18 protein-coding genes are annotated in these 16,260 nt (G+C 60.8%); 10 read left to right on the top strand and 8 right to left on the bottom strand.

Annotated features, from left to right (window positions below; translation table 11 throughout):
- The 3 genes from KUW67_RS04900 to KUW67_RS04890 all read left to right on the top strand — a co-directional run bounded on the left by KUW67_RS04900 (position 1) and on the right by KUW67_RS04890 (position 1,986).
- The gene (locus tag KUW67_RS04900; protein ID WP_224824160.1) at positions 1 to 531 is read left to right on the top strand and encodes an invasion associated locus B family protein; all 531 of its coding nucleotides are present in this window, start codon (positions 1 to 3) and stop codon (positions 529 to 531) included.
- A gap of 63 nt (positions 532 to 594) precedes the next feature.
- Complete coding sequence (gene rlmN / locus KUW67_RS04895) at positions 595 to 1,776, top strand: 23S rRNA (adenine(2503)-C(2))-methyltransferase RlmN (protein ID WP_224824159.1); 1,182 nt, start codon at positions 595 to 597, stop codon at positions 1,774 to 1,776.
- Between the two features lie 36 nt (positions 1,777 to 1,812).
- Entirely contained in the window at positions 1,813 to 1,986 is a 174-nt protein-coding gene (locus KUW67_RS04890; RefSeq protein ID WP_224824158.1) for a hypothetical protein, read from the top strand.
- A 194-nt stretch (positions 1,987 to 2,180) separates the two neighbouring features.
- Here the strand turns inward: KUW67_RS04890 and KUW67_RS04885 are convergent, their stop codons facing one another.
- The 4 genes from KUW67_RS04885 to KUW67_RS04870 all read right to left on the bottom strand — a co-directional run bounded on the left by KUW67_RS04885 (position 2,181) and on the right by KUW67_RS04870 (position 4,714).
- Entirely contained in the window at positions 2,181 to 2,420 is a 240-nt protein-coding gene (locus tag KUW67_RS04885; RefSeq protein ID WP_224824157.1) for a hypothetical protein, read from the bottom strand.
- A 79-nt stretch (positions 2,421 to 2,499) separates the two neighbouring features.
- The gene (locus tag KUW67_RS04880) at positions 2,500 to 2,751 is read right to left on the bottom strand and encodes a hypothetical protein (RefSeq protein ID WP_224824156.1); all 252 of its coding nucleotides are present in this window, start codon (positions 2,749 to 2,751) and stop codon (positions 2,500 to 2,502) included.
- A 359-nt stretch (positions 2,752 to 3,110) separates the two neighbouring features.
- Positions 3,111 to 3,851, bottom strand: coding sequence for a bifunctional 2-polyprenyl-6-hydroxyphenol methylase/3-demethylubiquinol 3-O-methyltransferase UbiG (locus KUW67_RS04875; protein ID WP_224824155.1), 741 nt, complete (start codon positions 3,849 to 3,851; stop codon positions 3,111 to 3,113).
- 23 nt (positions 3,852 to 3,874) lie between these two features.
- On the bottom strand, positions 3,875 to 4,714 hold the full coding sequence (locus tag KUW67_RS04870) for a TIGR00730 family Rossman fold protein (protein ID WP_224824154.1): 840 nt from the start codon (positions 4,712 to 4,714) through the stop codon (positions 3,875 to 3,877).
- Positions 4,715 to 4,798: 84 nt separating this feature from the next.
- Between KUW67_RS04870 and dapD the strand changes: the two genes are divergently transcribed.
- A complete protein-coding gene (gene dapD, locus KUW67_RS04865; protein WP_224824153.1) occupies positions 4,799 to 5,626 on the top strand; it encodes a 2,3,4,5-tetrahydropyridine-2,6-dicarboxylate N-succinyltransferase in 828 nt (275 codons plus the stop codon).
- 12 nt (positions 5,627 to 5,638) lie between these two features.
- Positions 5,639 to 5,977 carry a hypothetical protein gene (locus tag KUW67_RS04860; protein ID WP_224824152.1) on the top strand — a complete coding sequence of 113 codons (339 nt, stop codon included), beginning with the start codon at positions 5,639 to 5,641 and terminating at the stop codon, positions 5,975 to 5,977.
- 9 nt (positions 5,978 to 5,986) lie between these two features.
- On the opposite strand, the gene KUW67_RS04855 is transcribed toward KUW67_RS04860, so the two are convergent.
- Together KUW67_RS04855 and KUW67_RS04850 are read right to left on the bottom strand one after the other, a co-directional pair.
- Positions 5,987 to 7,066: a Hint domain-containing protein gene (locus KUW67_RS04855; protein ID WP_224824151.1), complete on the bottom strand. Its 1,080-nt coding sequence runs from the start codon at positions 7,064 to 7,066 to the stop codon at positions 5,987 to 5,989.
- A gap of 21 nt (positions 7,067 to 7,087) precedes the next feature.
- The gene (locus tag KUW67_RS04850; RefSeq protein ID WP_224824150.1) at positions 7,088 to 8,656 is read right to left on the bottom strand and encodes a Hint domain-containing protein; all 1,569 of its coding nucleotides are present in this window, start codon (positions 8,654 to 8,656) and stop codon (positions 7,088 to 7,090) included.
- Between the two features lie 264 nt (positions 8,657 to 8,920).
- Here KUW67_RS04850 and dapE point away from each other — a divergent pair, with 264 nt between their 5' ends.
- The 5 genes from dapE to KUW67_RS04825 all read left to right on the top strand — a co-directional run bounded on the left by dapE (position 8,921) and on the right by KUW67_RS04825 (position 14,797).
- Positions 8,921 to 10,063, top strand: coding sequence for a succinyl-diaminopimelate desuccinylase (gene dapE, locus KUW67_RS04845; RefSeq protein WP_224824149.1), 1,143 nt, complete (start codon positions 8,921 to 8,923; stop codon positions 10,061 to 10,063).
- A complete protein-coding gene (locus KUW67_RS04840) occupies positions 10,060 to 10,485 on the top strand; it encodes a GNAT family N-acetyltransferase (RefSeq protein ID WP_255596701.1) in 426 nt (141 codons plus the stop codon). Before dapE ends, KUW67_RS04840 begins: the two co-directional genes overlap by 4 nt.
- Positions 10,482 to 11,057: a TIGR04282 family arsenosugar biosynthesis glycosyltransferase gene (locus KUW67_RS04835; RefSeq protein WP_224824148.1), complete on the top strand. Its 576-nt coding sequence runs from the start codon at positions 10,482 to 10,484 to the stop codon at positions 11,055 to 11,057. The genes KUW67_RS04840 and KUW67_RS04835 overlap by 4 nt, the downstream gene beginning before the upstream one ends.
- 31 nt (positions 11,058 to 11,088) lie before the next feature.
- Positions 11,089 to 13,344, top strand: a complete 2,256-nt coding sequence (rnr, locus tag KUW67_RS04830; RefSeq protein WP_224824147.1) for a ribonuclease R — start codon at positions 11,089 to 11,091, stop codon at positions 13,342 to 13,344.
- Positions 13,345 to 13,438: 94 nt separating this feature from the next.
- Complete coding sequence (locus tag KUW67_RS04825; RefSeq protein ID WP_224824146.1) at positions 13,439 to 14,797, top strand: lytic murein transglycosylase; 1,359 nt, start codon at positions 13,439 to 13,441, stop codon at positions 14,795 to 14,797.
- 4 nt (positions 14,798 to 14,801) lie between these two features.
- Here the strand turns inward: KUW67_RS04825 and KUW67_RS04820 are convergent, their stop codons facing one another.
- Together KUW67_RS04820 and KUW67_RS04815 are read right to left on the bottom strand one after the other, a co-directional pair.
- Complete coding sequence (locus KUW67_RS04820; RefSeq protein ID WP_224824145.1) at positions 14,802 to 15,656, bottom strand: bifunctional 2-polyprenyl-6-hydroxyphenol methylase/3-demethylubiquinol 3-O-methyltransferase UbiG; 855 nt, start codon at positions 15,654 to 15,656, stop codon at positions 14,802 to 14,804.
- Positions 15,657 to 15,761: 105 nt separating this feature from the next.
- A complete protein-coding gene (locus KUW67_RS04815) occupies positions 15,762 to 16,244 on the bottom strand; it encodes an RNA pyrophosphohydrolase (protein WP_224824144.1) in 483 nt (160 codons plus the stop codon).
- Positions 16,245 to 16,260 lie beyond the last annotated feature (16 nt).

Below are 16,260 nucleotides of genomic sequence, written 5' to 3'. Positions count from 1 at the left end.
ATGATTTCACTCACCACGCGTTTGATCGCCGGGGCCGCATTGGCGCTGGTCGCAGGTGGCGCCTTGGCGCAGGAACAATCAACAAACCGGGTCGCGGCAAAGACCGATTGGAGCGTCTTTGTCGAAAGCAACCCGACCGAATGCTGGGCCGTGTCCGCGCCCAAGGAAACAGTGAATACGCGCGATGGTCGTGTTGTGGCCGTGCGTCGGGGCGACATTTACATGCTGGTCTTCAACCGCCCTTCGGCCAGTGTATCGGGGCAGGTGCAATTCGCGGGCGGCTATCCGTTTGCGTCCGGCTCTACCGTGTCGGTGCGCGTGGGCGACAGCACGTTTGAGTTGTTCACCGATGGCGAAAGCGCGTGGCCTCCGACGCCCGCGGATGACGCCAAGTTGGTCGCCGCGATGAAGCGCGGGGCCGAAGCGGTCGTGACGGGGCGTTCTGGTCGCGGGACCACGACGCAAGACACGTTCTCCCTTCTGGGCTTCACGGCCGCTGTGGAAGAGGCCGAGTCGCGCTGCGCCAGCTGATTTCTTTGGATTTGGCGCGCGAATCCTATATGTGAGCCAAATCCTGAAGAAAGTGATGACCTGATGTCGGCCACTGCACCGATTACCCAAGACGTGATGACGCTGCCCCGGAAGCTGCCGGAGGGGCCGATTAACCTTGTCGGCCTCACCCGTGCGCAGCTGCGCGAGACGCTGATCGCCCATGGCACGCCTGAAAAGCAGGCCAAGATGCGGACAGGGCAAATCTGGCAGTGGATCTATGAGAAGGGTGTTCGGTCTTTCGATGAAATGACGAACCTCGCCAAGGCGTATCGTGCTGATCTGGCAGAAAAGTTTGTCGTTGAGGTGCCTGAGGTCGTCTCCAAACAAGTGTCTGACGATGGCACGCGCAAATATCTGGTGAAGATTGCCGGCGGCCACGAGGTTGAGGTTGTCTACATCCCTGAGACAGATCGCGGGACGCTTTGCATTTCTTCCCAAGTCGGCTGCACGCTGACCTGTTCGTTTTGCCATACCGGCACGCAAAAGCTGGTGCGCAACCTCACAGCGGGCGAGATTATCGGTCAGGTCATGGTCGCACGCGATGATCTGGGCGAATGGCCCGAGATTGGCGCGCCGAAGAACGAAACGCGGCTGCTCTCGAATATCGTTCTGATGGGTATGGGCGAGCCGCTTTATAATTTCGACGCCGTCCGTGACGCGATGAAGATCGCGATGGACCCTGAGGGGATTTCCCTCTCGCGTCGTCGTATTACGCTGTCGACCAGCGGTGTTGTGCCCGAGATTGCGAAAACGGCTGAGGAAATTGGCTGCATGCTTGCCATTTCCTTCCACGCGACCACGAATGAGGTGCGCGACAAGCTGGTGCCGATCAACAAGAAGTGGAATATCGAGGCGCTGCTGGATGCCCTGCGCGCCTATCCCAAAGCGTCGAATTCCGAACGGATCACGTTTGAATATGTGATGCTCAAAGGCGTGAATGACAGCGATGAAGACGCGCGGCGTCTGATCCAGCTTATCAAGGGCATCCCCGCGAAGATTAACCTTATTCCGTTCAACGAATGGCCCGGCGCGCCCTATCAGCGCTCGGACTGGAAGCGGATCAAGGCGTTTGCGAATATCATCTATCATGCGGGCTATGCGTCGCCGATCCGTACCCCGCGCGGCGAAGATATCATGGCCGCTTGTGGTCAGTTGAAATCCGCGACGGAACGCGCGCGGAAATCCCGTGCGCAAATTGCTGCAGAGGCCGGTCTTAACGGTTGATTCAGCCGAATCGCGGTTATTGAGGTCATGCAAACCATGACCCTAGAACTCCAGATCACCGCCCCCGTCGAAGAAGCGCTACGCCTTGCGGCATGGGAAGATGAAACCACGATTAACGATGTGCTCAGCCAAGCCATCGCGCGCGATCTGCATCGCAGGAAAGAGCTGATGAAGGCGACGTACCGACGTCAGATGGCCTCCGCTCAATAGCAAAAAGCCGGCCCCTGCGATATTGCGGGGACCGGCTTTTCCACAACGCACCTGTTTGGGTCATCCGTTGGGACGCGGTGACCAATCTCGTGAAGCGGGATTGGCGTTGTGGAGCCTGGACGGGGACGCGCCCAAGCGCTCGCGCTGCGGCAGGGAGGGGACCCCAGCGCGAGGGGTGTTCTTAGCGTGCCAGCTCAGCAGCGGATGTGACGCCCAGCTTGGCGAGGGTGTCGACGTTCTGGGTCGATGATCACGTCGGTGCTGACGGTGTCGCTGCCCGCAATCTCAGCGGCAGAGACTTTGCCGAGATCGGCATCAGCCATGAAGCTGGTCTCAAACCCGTGCTGCGCGTCTGCTTCAGCAGGCGAGGTGATGTCAGCGAAAGCCGGAGCGGCAGCGGACAGGGCGAAGGCGGTGATCAGTGCGAGTTTCATTGGGATAATCCTTTGTGCGTGTGTGTTGTGTGTGGGGGTCGGCCCGCCTCCGGGGGAGGACAGAGGCGGGCGTTAGGTCTTAGCGTGCGGCCAGCTCAGCAGCCGATGTGACGCCCAGCTTGGCGAGGGTGTCGACGTTTTGGGTGGAGATCACGTCATTGCCGACGGTGCCTTCACCAGCGATCTCAGCGGGGGAGGTTTTGCCCAGATCGTTGGAGGCCACGAACGAGGTCTCAAACCCGTGCTGCGCGTTGGCTTCAGCAGGCGAGGTGATATCAGCGAAGGCCGGAGCGGCAGCGACGACGAGGGCGGAGATAAGAGCGAATTTCATTTTGATGGTCCTTTGTGTGTGTTGTGTGTGTTTGGAAGTTTGCGCTTCCGATGACAGACAAATGGCATTCCACAGTGGACCTGAAAACGCGCACGGTGATCTTGGCGTATGTGCGCGAACGCACATCACAGGCCCGTGACGGGGTATTGCGTGATTTTGGTAACGACAGTGTGAGCATGGCGCCCCCGTCCCGGACCCGATCCGGGACCCCGCTGCCACTGTTGCGCAACCCCAACCCCAGAGGCCCTAGATCAGGTCCGGGGCGGGGGCACGACAGTGCCCAGGGCTGAAAAGTTTTCAGAAAACTTTCCCCAAACTCTTCTAAAGAGTTTTGTGTACTCTGCTCACCCGTTGCGCAGTTATTCAGGCATAACCAGTTTCACGATAATTTCCGAGCTGTGCGGGCCAAAGGCTGCACCTGTCCAGTCTCCTGCGACGGATTGGATAAGAAGCCCAGCTCTCGTGGCCAAGTCCTTGATCCGTGAGAAGGGCATAAACCGAAGTTTGCTTTGCGATGTGATTGCCTGTTTCTGACTACTGAACACATATGTCTCGGAAAACGTCACAACCTCGTCTTCGACTGTTTCAACGTTGCGGATCACGCGAAGCGAGCGACCGTCGCTGAGCATAACAGGCGGCCCGGTCCGATCGGGCGTCCAACCAGTCCACGCCTTTGCGGCGGGGTTTCGCGTCTCAAACCAAAACGCACCTTTGGTCTTCAGCCGCGCGGCGACATCGCGAAACAGCTCCAACACCTGGCCCTCCTCCAGCAGGCATTGGAAGGCGTGACCTGTCATGACGGCGACATCAAACCGATCCTCAATCTGCAAATCCGAAACGTGCCCGACAACCCATTCGACCTCCTTAGCGCCGGTCTTATCGCGTGCGGCAGCGATCATCCCGGCAGCGGGGTCGACACCCGTGATGCGGTAGCCCGCAGCCGCAAGTTCGAGGGTAAAGATGCCAGTGCCGCATCCGATATCAAGAACCCGGCAGGGGGGATTAGGAAACCGTGCGCGATAGAAGTCGAAGTCCTGCCGCGACGTATTTAGAGCATCATAGACCTCTACCAGAGCCTTATTTTGATAAAGCTGGTCCATGCAGGATGCCTCAAATAACAGCCCTACCGCCCGGGTATGACCCCACGCTTCTCGCCGACGCCTTCCCAGCCATCAATCGCCTTGATTGCGTCTTCGGCATTCTCGACAAACTGGAATAGCTCAAGATCTTCGGCGGATATTGTTCCGGCCTCCGACAGGGCCTCCCAATTGATGATATCGCGCCAGAACTTTTCGCCGAACAGCAAAAACGGCACGCGAGCCATGCGCCCGGTCTGGATCAGCGTCAGGCTTTCAAACATCTCGTCCAACGTGCCGAAGCCACCGGGGAACACGCAGATCGCCTTGGCGCGCATCAGGAAATGCATCTTGCGGATCGCGAAATAGTGGAAGTTGAAGCACAGCTCGGGCGTGACATACTCGTTCGGCGCTTGCTCGTGTGGCAGCACGATGTTCAGCCCGATCGACTTGCCGCCCGCATCCAGCGCACCGCGATTGCCCGCCTCCATCACGCCGGGGCCGCCGCCGGTGACGATCACATTCTCGGACCCGTCAGAGCGTTCGGTCATCAGCCGCGCAAAGGTGCGGGCCTCGTCATAATAGGAGGACAGGTCCGCCAGCGTCTGCGTCCGCGCGCTGTCTTTATTGGCGGGGGCCGGAATGCGCGCGCCGCCAAAGAGCACGATGGTGGAGTTCACCCCAGCCTCGTCCAATGCCAGTTCCGGCTTGAGCAATTCAAGCTGCAACCGCACTGGGCGCAGCTCGGGCCGACACAGAAAATCCTCATCCGCGAAGGCCAGCCGGTAAGCTGGCGCACGGGTTTGGGGCGTGTCGGGGGTATGGGTCGCTGCCTCGATATCTTCGTTGCTGTGCCGCAGGGGGTGACGGCGCGTGTCGTCTTTCATCGGATGCCTCAATGGATTGCGTGCCTGTTGCCTTGCGTTTATAGGCTGCCGCAGACCAACGCCATGAAAAACAAGGGGCTGACCATGTCGAACGCGCAACTGGAAACCGCCATTGAAGCCGCTTGGGAGGCGCGCGACACGATCACGCCCGCCACCACCGGGGAAACACGCGAGGCGATTGAAGATACGCTGAACGCTCTGGATGGCGGCAGCCTGCGCGTGGCTGAGAAGCAGGGTGATGGCAGCTGGCATGTGAACCAGTGGGCCAAGAAGGCGGTTCTGCTGGGCTTCCGTATCAAGGATATGGAGCAGCAGGATGGCGGCCCGCAGGCGGGTGGCTGGTGGGACAAGGTCGACAGCAAGTTCAAAGGCTGGGGCGATAATCAGTGGAAGGCTGCGGGGTTCCGTGCTGTGCCGAATTGTGTTGTGCGCAAGTCGGCCTTCATCGCGCCGGGCGTGGTGCTGATGCCGTCTTTTGTGAACCTTGGCGCTTACGTTGACGAAGGCACGATGGTGGATACCTGGGCCACGGTCGGCTCCTGCGCGCAGATCGGCAAGAACGTGCACCTGTCCGGCGGCGTCGGCATTGGCGGCGTGTTGGAGCCGATGCAGGCTGGCCCCACGATCATTGAGGATAACTGCTTTATCGGGGCGCGCTCCGAGGTGGTTGAGGGCTGTATCGTGCGCGAAGGCTCGGTGCTGGGCATGGGCGTGTTCATCGGCCAGTCCACCAAGATCGTGGACCGCGAAACGGGTGAGGTCATGTATGGCGAAGTGCCGCCTTATTCGGTGGTTGTCGCAGGCTCCATGCCGTCGAAGAACAACGTGAACCTCTATTGTGCGGTGATCGTGAAGCGGGTGGATGAGCGGACACGCTCGAAGACCGGCATCAACGAATTGCTGCGCGATTAAGTGCCGGACCCAGTGACTGACAAACCCAAAAAGAAATCCCGCCAGCAGGTCTTTACCCTGCTGGTGGAGGTGGGCCGCAAGGACGGTGACGGGCTACCCGAGGGCAGCACGGGCGCGGCGCTGATGTGCTTTGCCAGCGGGATTGATGAGGCGGAGGCCGTGCGCGAAACGGTGGCGATCCTCAAGCAGGCTGACCTCGCACCGCTGGATGTGTCGGGCTACGGCACGCTGGAGGAGCGTCTGGCGGAAGGGCATGACATCAATGAGGACGAACGCGCCCTGATGCAGCGCGCGCTGGACGAAAACTCGGTCATCGTGGCGCAGATGACGCCGTTTTACGACAAGGACTAGACGGTGGGACTAGACGAAGGCGCGGGTCAGGGTGACCGCTTCGTATTGCTTGAGCACGGGGGCCGCAAAGTTGCTATGGCTCGGCAGGTTGTCCAAATCGGTGCCAGACCAGATTGACGCGTTCAGCGCCATATCATCCTTGGCCAAAGCGCCTAGAAACAGGCTTTCGCCAACCGCGCCACCGATCCGAATAAGTGCGTGGTCCTCCAACAGAAGCTGGTGATAGCGGACCACGTATTTGCGCGTATCGCGGATCGCTTGCACGCCGCCAGTGACCGCGTGGCTGGCGCTGACAAGAACCCGCTCTTCGCCGAAAAGATACTCTACATCGGGGCCGTCAAAGGCGATGTGCTGGGTGGGCGCGACGACGGTATCGTGGCGCAATCCGAAGTAAGGCGCGCGCAGGCGGATCGGCTGGAACCGCCCGCGCGCAGGCACGTCACGATGACCTGCCCAAATCACAGGCCGTGGGCGGCCATCATCGCAAAGTACATGATCCCCGGCCTGAATATGCGCGACGTAGCGGGGGCCAGAAGGCGTCTCGACAATCGCGTTCCCGGCGAGCGACGGGGCCGGGCCAATCGGTTCGATATCAGTGCTGAGCGCCAGATAGATCAGCGCGCGGGCGCTGCCTTGATCTTCGATCAGCGATTGCAGCGCGGTCAGCGGGACGGGCGACGGATCATACATCGCCCGGTGCACGCTCCTGGCGGCATAGGGCAGGTGTAGCGACAAGAGCGCGGTGCGATCTGGTGCGTGCCAGGAATAGACCAGCTCAACCGCGCGTTCGCAGTCGGTCAGCCCGGTCTCAAGGCACATATAGCTGCGCTCGGCCCCGCAGCGCAGGTCGAAATGCAGCACCGCGTCGGGGGTGATCGTGACGCGCAGATGCACGGGCCACGGAACTTCGCAGCGATGGTCGATCAGCACCTGACGGCGGGTGCTGGGCGTGTAGGCAAACTCCATCTGGAGCGATCCGCGTTTCAGCAAGGCGTCGTCGACAAAGCGCGGAGGGTGCAGCCCGCGCGCGGCAATTCCAGCCAGCGAGAAGCGGTGCGTGTTCACATCACGCAAACCGATCCAGGTCATAAAGTGCCCCCGCCGGTCACGTTATGCCGCCAACAGCAGGCGCGCTTCGAACGAGCGCAGAGCGCGGCGGGTGGTGGGGCTGTAGCCTTCGCCTGTCATCGGGTCCAGTTCGGGGAAGATCGTGCAAATCTCGTCGATAATCTCGGCCTCGAACGCTTTGGTGGTTTGCGGTCCGGGGAAGAAACTTTCCGTCGGCAGGCCTTCGGAAAAGACCACCTGATGGCGGTCAAAAAGCAGGTGAACATAGGTGACCTGCCCGCCTTCGACGCGCCGCACGGAATGATCGTTGACCAGATCTTTCGCCGCGACCAAGACCTCGGCATCACCAAAGAGCAGATCGGCAAGACTGTCGCGAATAAGAACGCGGTGCTGGGGCGAGACCATCAATTCGCGGTGCGCGCCGAACGTGCCAGCCCGGATGCGAATGGGGGCGAGCTTGCCAATGGCGGCCACTTCGCGCGAACCGATCCAGCGCAAAGGCTGGGGGCCGTCATCCTGGGTGAGGATCATGTCACCGGGGGTCAATTCTTCGACGGGGCGCTCGCCATATGGTGTCTGGATCAGCGTGCCAGCGACAAAGCAGGGCACGGTGTTAACCGTGACAAAGCCCACATCGGTATTGCCGGTCGTCGTATCCTCGACCGTGTAGGTGAAGTTTGTCTCTTCGACATCGGTATCGGTCGTTATCGTGATCGTGCCATTGGCGTTCAGCGTGGCCGTCTGGCCCTGAGCCAGCGTGACACTATCGCCCGCATTGACATTCACACCATTGATCTGGGTGATCGTCAGCACGCTGCCGTTGGGCGCAATGTCATTGGCCAGCGCGTCAATGGTCTTGGTGCCGCCGACACCGACCGTCACATTGTCTTCAATCGCGACAAGCTCGGTCTGGATACTGTCACCGGCGATCAGCAGGTTGGAATCGTAGACACTGTCGCTCACATCCGCGACGCCGATCCGGATCGAGTTCAGCACACCGGGATTGACCTGCATTGTGAGCGTCATGGTGACGGTAAAGCCATCCATCTCGGTGTTGTAGTCGCCGTTTTCGTTCGAGATGTAGAGGTTCTCGTTCTCGTCCCCGTTGATGTTGCCGACAGCGGTTTGCCCGTCGCCCACCGCAATCGGCACCGGAGAGCCGTTGACCCAGACCATCGCCATGTCGTTGTAAACGGAATTGGCGTATTCGGGATATTCCTCGGACGAGAAGACGAACTGCATCGTCATCGTGCTGCCCGTGGGGATGAAGTCGATGTCGAGATAAGCGGCATCATACGTGTTGGTGCCGGCAAGCGCGTTGAAGTCGCTTTGGTTGTTCGGCCCTTGTGAATTCGTCGACTTGGTGCTGCCGTTATTGGCCTGCCCGTTGCCATCGGTGAAATTGCGGACGCTGCCTGTCGACAGGATAACGCCCGTATCGCCTGGCATCACCCCGCTTGAGACGGAATCTCCGTTCGAGTAGATGCCCGACGAGTACCAGGAGCCCGTGTAGCTTGCGCTTTGCACGGAAACGCCCGCGCCAAAGATCGCGTTCGCCATTTGCAACGCAGACGCGTTCGCATTGATCGGAATTTCCGATGCCGCAACCATATCCTGTCCCCACCTCTGGAGACAGCGCAAACGCCGATCTTCGGGGCAATTGCGCCCCTATGGAATGTCGCTCGTTGACGACTGCTCGATGCGGGTCTCGTTGGACCCAACGGTTTTGTTTGCCCTGCCTCGGGTCATGTTATTGAGACAAGCCTATGGCGGCATTAAGGTTTTGTTAAGCAATTTTCCGCCGGTCCCGAGACAATTGCATCCGGTGTGGCAACTCGGTATCGCCTAGGGGGATTGGCCAGGAAGGAAATCACCGTGACCACTGACCCTGTCGAGCTGACCGCCGCCCTTGTGCGCTGCCCCTCTGTCACGCCTGTGGAAGGGGGCGCGCTGGTGCTGTTGCAAGACCTTTTGGAGGACGCGGGCTTTGCCTGCTGGCGCGTGGACCGCGCCGGGATTGCGAACCTTTATGCGCGTTGGGGCGAGAAGGGCCATGACCGCTCTTTCGGGTTTAACGGGCATACGGATGTGGTGCCTTTGGGCGACGAGGCCGCATGGACGGTTGATCCCTTTGGGGCCGAGATCAAGGATGGGTTCCTTTACGGGCGCGGGGCGACCGACATGAAATCCGGTGTCGCGGCTTTTGCGGCTGCTGCCGTGGATTTCGTGAAAGACACGCCGCCCGATGGATCGGTAATCCTTGCGATCACAGGCGACGAGGAAGGCGATGCGCTGGACGGCACGACCGCCCTTCTGGACTGGATGAAGGCCGAGGGCGAAGCGATGTCGGTCTGTCTGGTGGGGGAGCCCACAAGCCCCAACGAGATGGGCGAGATGATGAAGATCGGGCGGCGCGGGTCTCTGACGGCGTATATAAAGGCGGTGGGCGTGCAGGGGCATTCCGCCTACCCGCATCGCGCCAAAAACCCCCTGCACGCGATGGTTGGGCTGCTCGACCAGCTTGCAGGTCACGCACTGGATCAAGGGACGGAGCATTTCGACGCCTCGACCTTGGCCATCGTCACGGTGGATACGGGCAACCCCGCGACCAATGTGATCCCGGCGGAGTGCAAGGCGACGGTGAATATCCGCTTCAACGACGCCCATTCCGGCGCGTCTCTCACCAAGTGGTTGGAAGGTGAGGCTGCGAAAGTGGCGGAGGCGACGGGCGTGGCGATTGAGGTGGCTGTAAAAGTGTCGGGCGAGAGTTTCATCACGCCGCCGGGCGATCTATCGGCGTTGGTGGCAAAAGCCGTTCAGGTGGAAACCAACCGCGTGCCGGAGATGTCGACGACGGGCGGCACCTCGGACGCGCGCTTTGTCAAGGATCACTGCCCGGTGGTGGAGTTTGGCTTGGTCGGCAAGACGATGCATCAGGTGGATGAGCGGGTCGAGGTGGCGCAAATCCACCAGCTCAAAAGTATCTACACCCGCATCTTGCAGGACTATTTCGCATGATCCGCGTTGCTGAAACCGATGCTGATAAGCAGGCGTGTTTTGAACTGCGCCGTCAGGTGTTTGTGGGCGAGCAAGGTGTCACCGAGGCTGAAGAGATGGACGGCCGCGATAGCGAGGCGATCCATGTGCTGCTTCGTGTAGGCGATACGCCGATTGGCACGATGCGCCTGCGTGTTGTTGACGGCATGGGTAAGGTGGAGCGGGTCTGCGTGTCGCCCGATCACCGAAGTGACGGGCATGGCGCGGATTTGATCCGGTGGGCTATTGAGTATTTTCGCAAAGGTGAAACTGTAAAGGGTGTCAAGTTGGGGGCGCAGGTGCATGCGCTTGGGTTTTACAAGGCGCTGGGGTTTGAAGCCTACGGCCCTGAATATCTGGATGCGCGCATTCCGCACCGCGATATGCGGGTGATGTTTTCGTGAAGCCGACACTGGTTGTCATGGTGAAAGAGCCGCGACCGGGGCGTGTGAAAACGCGTCTGGGTCGGGATATCGGGATGACGGCGGCCGCGTGGTGGTTTCGCCATCAGGTGCGCGGGCTGTTGCGGCGGGTGCGCGATCCGCGCTGGTATGTGGTGCTGGCCGTGGCGCCCGATCGGGATGGGATGCTGAGCCGGGTTTGGCCTGCTGATTTGCCTCGGGTGGCGCAGGGCCAAGGCGATCTGGGCGACCGGATGGGGCGTGTGTTTCGCATGATGCCGCCCGGACCGGTCGCGATTATCGGGGCGGATATTCCCGGTGTGACTGCCGCGCGCATTGCCGAGGCGTTTGCCGCTTTGGGCAATCATGAGGCGGTCTTCGGCCCCGCGCCGGACGGGGGATATTGGCTGATCGGGATGAAGCGTGTGGGGCCGGTGCCGACCACGTTGTTCCAGGGCGTGCGCTGGTCGACCGAGCATGCGTTGGCCGATACCAAGGCCAGTCTGCCGGGTGCGCGCATCGCTCATGTGGCGACCTTGCGCGATGTGGATACGGTGGCCGATCTTCGCGGGTGACGGCGCGCGCCTTGCGTGGTAGCGACAAGGTATGAGCAGGCTTCCAACCAAGGATGAAATCCTCCAGTGGATTTCGGACAATCCCACGCAAACCAGCAAACGCGATATCGGGCGCGCCTTTGGCATCAAAGGGGCCGCGCGGATTGATCTGAAGCGGTTGCTGCGCGAGCTGGAGGCCGACGGGCATCTGCAAAAACGCAAGAAGACCTATCGCGATCCCGACAAGCTGCCGCCTGTTTCGGTGCTCCAAGTGCAAGTGCCCAGTAGCGACGGTGATCTGTTCGCCAAGCCGCTGGAGTGGCAAGGGGAGGCCGACGAGCCACGCGTTCTGATGGTGCTGAGAAACAGCGATCCGGCGTTGGGCGAGGGGGACCGGATCTTGGCCCGTTTGACCGAGGTGCGGGGCGAAGATCACGCCTATGAGGCGCGCCTGATCCGTCGCATCGGTCATAACCCCACGAAGATTCTTGGCGTGTTCCGCAAAGGGGCCGAAGGGGGCCGCGTGTTGCCCATCGACAAGGGCAGTGACAAGGAATGGGACGTGCCTGCGGGGGCGACCCATGGCGCGCAGGATGGCGAGTTGGTCGAGGCGGAACAATCCGGGCCGAAGGTGCGGATGGGTCTGCCCAAAGCGCGGATCGTGACCCGTCTGGGTGATCCCAGCGCGCCCAAAGCCGTTTCGCTTATCGCGATCCATCAGCACGGCATTCCCGACGACTTCCCCGATGAGGTGATTGCCGAGGCCGACGCCAAGAAACCCGCTGGTCTGAAGGGCCGTGAGGACCTGCGCGATGTGCCTTTCGTCACGATTGATCCCAGCGATGCGCGCGACCATGACGACGCTTGCTTCGCCCATGCGGATGAAGACCCGAAGAACCCCGGCGGCCATGTTGTTTGGGTCGCGATTGCCGATGTTGCGGCTTACGTGACGCCCGGCTCTGCGCTGGATCGGGAGGCACGCAAGCGGGGAAACTCCACCTATTTCCCGGATCGGGTGGTGCCGATGTTGCCGGATCGACTGTCGGGCGATCTGTGTTCGCTACATGAAGGGGTGCCGCGGGCGTGTATCGCGGTGCGGATGCAGCTGACGGCAGGGGGCGAATTGAAGGGGCACCGCTTCGTTCGAGGCCTGATGCGGTCGGCGGCATCGCTGAACTATGAAGAGGTTCAGGAGGCCGTGGACGGCGCGCCCAACGACAAGGTTGGGCCGTTGATGGAGGAGGTGATTGCGCCGCTTTATGCCGCCTACCACGCCGCGCGTCAGGCCCGCGAAAAGCGCCAACCGCTTGATCTGGATCTGCCCGAACGTCGCATCATTTTGACTGAGGACGGCGAGGTGCAGTCGGTCGCCTTCAAGGACCGTCTGGACGCGCATCGGTTGATTGAAGAGTTCATGATCCTCGCCAATGTCGCCGCTGCCGAGACGCTGAAAGCAAAGGGTCAGCCACTGCTGTTCCGGGTCCATGAAGAGCCGACGGCGGAGAAGCTGGAAGGCCTGCGCGAGACAGCCCAGACCGCTGGCTTTAACCTCGCCAAGGGGCAGGTGCTGCATACGCGGCACTTGAATCGGTTGCTGAACGCCGCAGCGGGCAGCGAGTTTGCTGAGCTGATTAACCTCAGCACGCTGCGATCCATGACGCAGGCCTATTACAACGCTGAAAACTTCGGGCATTTTGGGCTTTCGCTGAAAAGCTATGCGCATTTTACATCGCCCATTCGCCGCTATGCGGACCTGATCGTGCATCGCGCGCTGGTGACGGCGCATGGCTGGGGCAAGGATGGGTTGAGCCCTGAGGATATCGCCGAACTGGACGCCACTGCCGTGCAAATCTCGGACACGGAGCGGCGGTCTATGATGGCCGAACGTGACACGACCGACCGCTATCTGGCCGCCTATCTGAGCGACCGGGTGGGCAGCACCTTTACCGGCCGGATCAGCGGGATTGCGCGGTTTGGCGTGTTCGTGAAATTGGATGAAACCGGGGCGGACGGGCTGGTGCCGATGCGCAATATCGGGTCGGAGTACTTCCATCACGATGCTGAAACGCAGACGCTGATGGGGGCCGATACGGGGATCGAGATTTCGCTGGGTCAGAGCGTTTTGGTCAAGCTGTCTGAGGCTGTTCCGGTGACCGGTGGCCTGATGTTGGACCTGCTGGAGCTCGACGGCAAAGACCTGCCCCAAGGGCGCGGTGGCGGCGGGCGACGTGGTTCACCCAAGCGGCGCAAAGTGAAGGCAAAGCGCAAGGCCGATAAAGTCAAACGCAAGGTCTCCCGCCGGCGGTAACGCAAGTTTTTGCGTGTCCTTGCGCTGATTGCTTCCAGAACGGAAACAATCCCTGTATGCTCTGCTCAAACGCTTAAAAAAGGCGGGCAGGCACATGACACTACTCAAGACAGGTTTGATCGGCGGTCTTTTGATGGCGGCTGGCATGGCGAGCGCGGCGGCGCCTACATCCTCTATACGGCCGGAGTCCCGCGCCGCAATTGTGGAGCGTGTGACGGCGCAGCCGGTTGTGTTCGTCGTCGGCACCTCGATCCGGCCCACCATCCGGCCCAACCGCGCCGTGGACGTGACGCGGAGGAGCGCATCCGTGACCCAAGAACAGCTTTCCACTTCCAACATCGGGTTTCAGCGCTGGATCGACGGCTTCAAACGCCGCGCAATGGCGCAGGGGATCACGCGCGCGACGCTCGACAAGGCGTTTCGCGATGCGCGCTATAACAGCGACGCGATCAGCCGGGACAGGAACCAGTCTGAATTTACGAAAACGCTGTGGGATTATCTGGACAGTGCGGTCTCTGACAGTCGCATTCGCAATGGTAAATCGGCGCTTCGGACGCATGCGGCCAAGCTGGACCGGATCGAGGCCAAGTATGGCGTCGATAAGGAAGTCGTCGTCGCCGTTTGGGGGCTGGAAAGCGCCTATGGTGCCGTGCGCGGCAAGACCGAAGTGATCCCGGCGATGGCGACGCTGGCCTATGACGGGCGGCGCGGAGCGTTCTTTGAAGAGCAACTGATCGCGGCGCTGCGCATTCTGCAAAACGGCGACACGGATGTGCACGGTATGACCGGCAGCTGGGCCGGTGCGATGGGACATACGCAGTTCATGCCGACCTCCTATCTGGATTATGCGCAGGATTTCAACGGCGACGGCCGTCGCGATATCTGGTCGGATGATCCGACCGATGCGCTGGCCTCCACCGCGAATTACCTCAAGCGGTTTGGCTGGGTGAAGGGCATGCCCTGGGGCGTCGAAGTGCAGCTTCCGCGGGGCTTTGATTACGCGCTGGCGGATCGCAAAATCCAGAAGATGCCCAACCAATGGAGCCGCCTTGGCGTGCGTGGTCTGGATGGCAAAGCGGTGCCGAATTATGGCTCGGCTTCAATCCTGTTGCCTGCCGGATCCGAGGGTGTCGCCTTTATGATCTTCAAAAACTTCAGCGTGATCGAGCGCTATAATGCCGCCGATGCCTATGTGATCGGCGTGGGTCATCTGAGCGACCGCATCGCGGGCAAGCGCGCGTTCCAAGCCAGTTGGCCGCGCGGAGATAGGGCGTTGAAATCGGCGGAACGCAAGGAGTTGCAGCAACGCCTGACCCGCGCAGGGTTCAGCACCCAAGGTGTGGACGGGCGCATCGGGCCGAACACCATCGCCGCGATCCGCAAGTTTCAGAAAGCGCGCGGGCTGACGCCAGATGGCTATCCGTCGATGACCTTGCTCAAGAAGCTGCGCTAGGGCGTCAGCTTGGCTCGATCACCATCATCAGATAGCGGTTGTAGGTCTTGAACGCCTCGGCATTGCGGGTCTGCTTGTTCAGCCGCTCGTCCAGCCGCGCGCGCTTACGTTCTGACATCAGCAGGCGCAACACGCGGTGGATCAGCCAGCGGATTTTCGGGCGTTTCGCGGCAAGCTCTGTGTCAATCCGGCTGGCGGCATAGCCGAACACGTTGAACAGGCCCTGTTCCAGATCGACGGATGGCGCGACTGAGGTGGTGATATCCTCTTCAAACGCGATGCGGACGGATTGCGTCTCCAGCATCGACCGGAACGCTTTTTCACGATGCCCGCCGCCCACTTTCGCAGACAGATTGGCGACCTTATAGGCCGGTGTGCGGAAGCAATCCGAGATGATGATCTGGCCGCCCGGCTCCAGCAGCCGCAGGCATTTTGGCAGACCCTGATCCAGCGGAATATACTGATAGCTTTCCGAAAAGAGGCATAGATCAAAGCGTGGTTCGGATTGGAAATCCTCGAACATCATTTCATGCACTGTCGCCTCGGGCGCATTGGCCCGGCAGCGATCAGCCAGAAATTTCGACGGCACCACGATATCCACGCTATGACCCAGCGCGATCAGCTTGCGCGCGGTCTCGCCCGCGCCGCCGCCGATATCAAGGATCTGGCAGGGCGTCTCGGGCAGTAACCTGAACAGCTTATCGGTATAGGCATCCTGCGCGGCGCGCAGGTTTCCGGCGGTCACATCCAGCCCGTCCCACAACCCATAATGAAGGTTTTCGGCCCCCGTCACCCATTTGATGAAGGCCAGCCCGGCATCCAGCCCGATGGCTTGTGTATCGAGTTTCTGTTTGTTCATGGCCGTTTGCGTAGAGGTTTGCGAAGCCTAGCGCAATGGCGTCTGTTCGTCTTTGGGGCTGCCTTGAAAACGAGCTGTGGCTTGATCCAGTCGCATGAGCGTGGATCAGAGCTTGTCGCGGAACTCGCTCAGAACGGCCTCGTAAACGTCCCGCTTGAATGGCACGATCGCGTCGATCAGCGTGTCGGGTGCGGCCCATTTCCAGGCGGAAAACTCAGGATGCTCCGTCTCGATATTGATATCGCTGTCCTGCCCATGAAACCGCAGCAGAAACCACTTTTGCTTTTGCCCGCGATAGCGCCCTTTCCATATCTGCGGCACCAGATCATGGGGCAGCTCGTAAGGCAGCCAGTCGCGACTTTCCGCCTCGACCGTGACTGTGTCGGCGGTCAGCCCGGTTTCTTCCCACAGTTCGCGAAGGGCGGCTTCTTTGGGGTCCTCGCCCTTGTCGACGCCCCCTTGAGGCATCTGCCACGCTTCGGTGTAGCGATCATTGCGCTGGGCGACAAAAACTTGCCCGTCGCCATTGACCAGCATCAGGCCGACGCAGGGTCGGTAGGGGAGTTTTGCGATCTCGTCGGGGGTCATCTTGGGTGGCCCGGAC

The sequence above is a fragment of the Cognatishimia sp. MH4019 genome (genome assembly GCF_020177595.1).
GTDB lineage: Bacteria > Pseudomonadota > Alphaproteobacteria > Rhodobacterales > Rhodobacteraceae > JAHTBL01.
The sequence above is the reverse complement of the archived record's forward strand: the minus strand, read 5'-3'. Positions and strand labels throughout refer to the sequence as shown.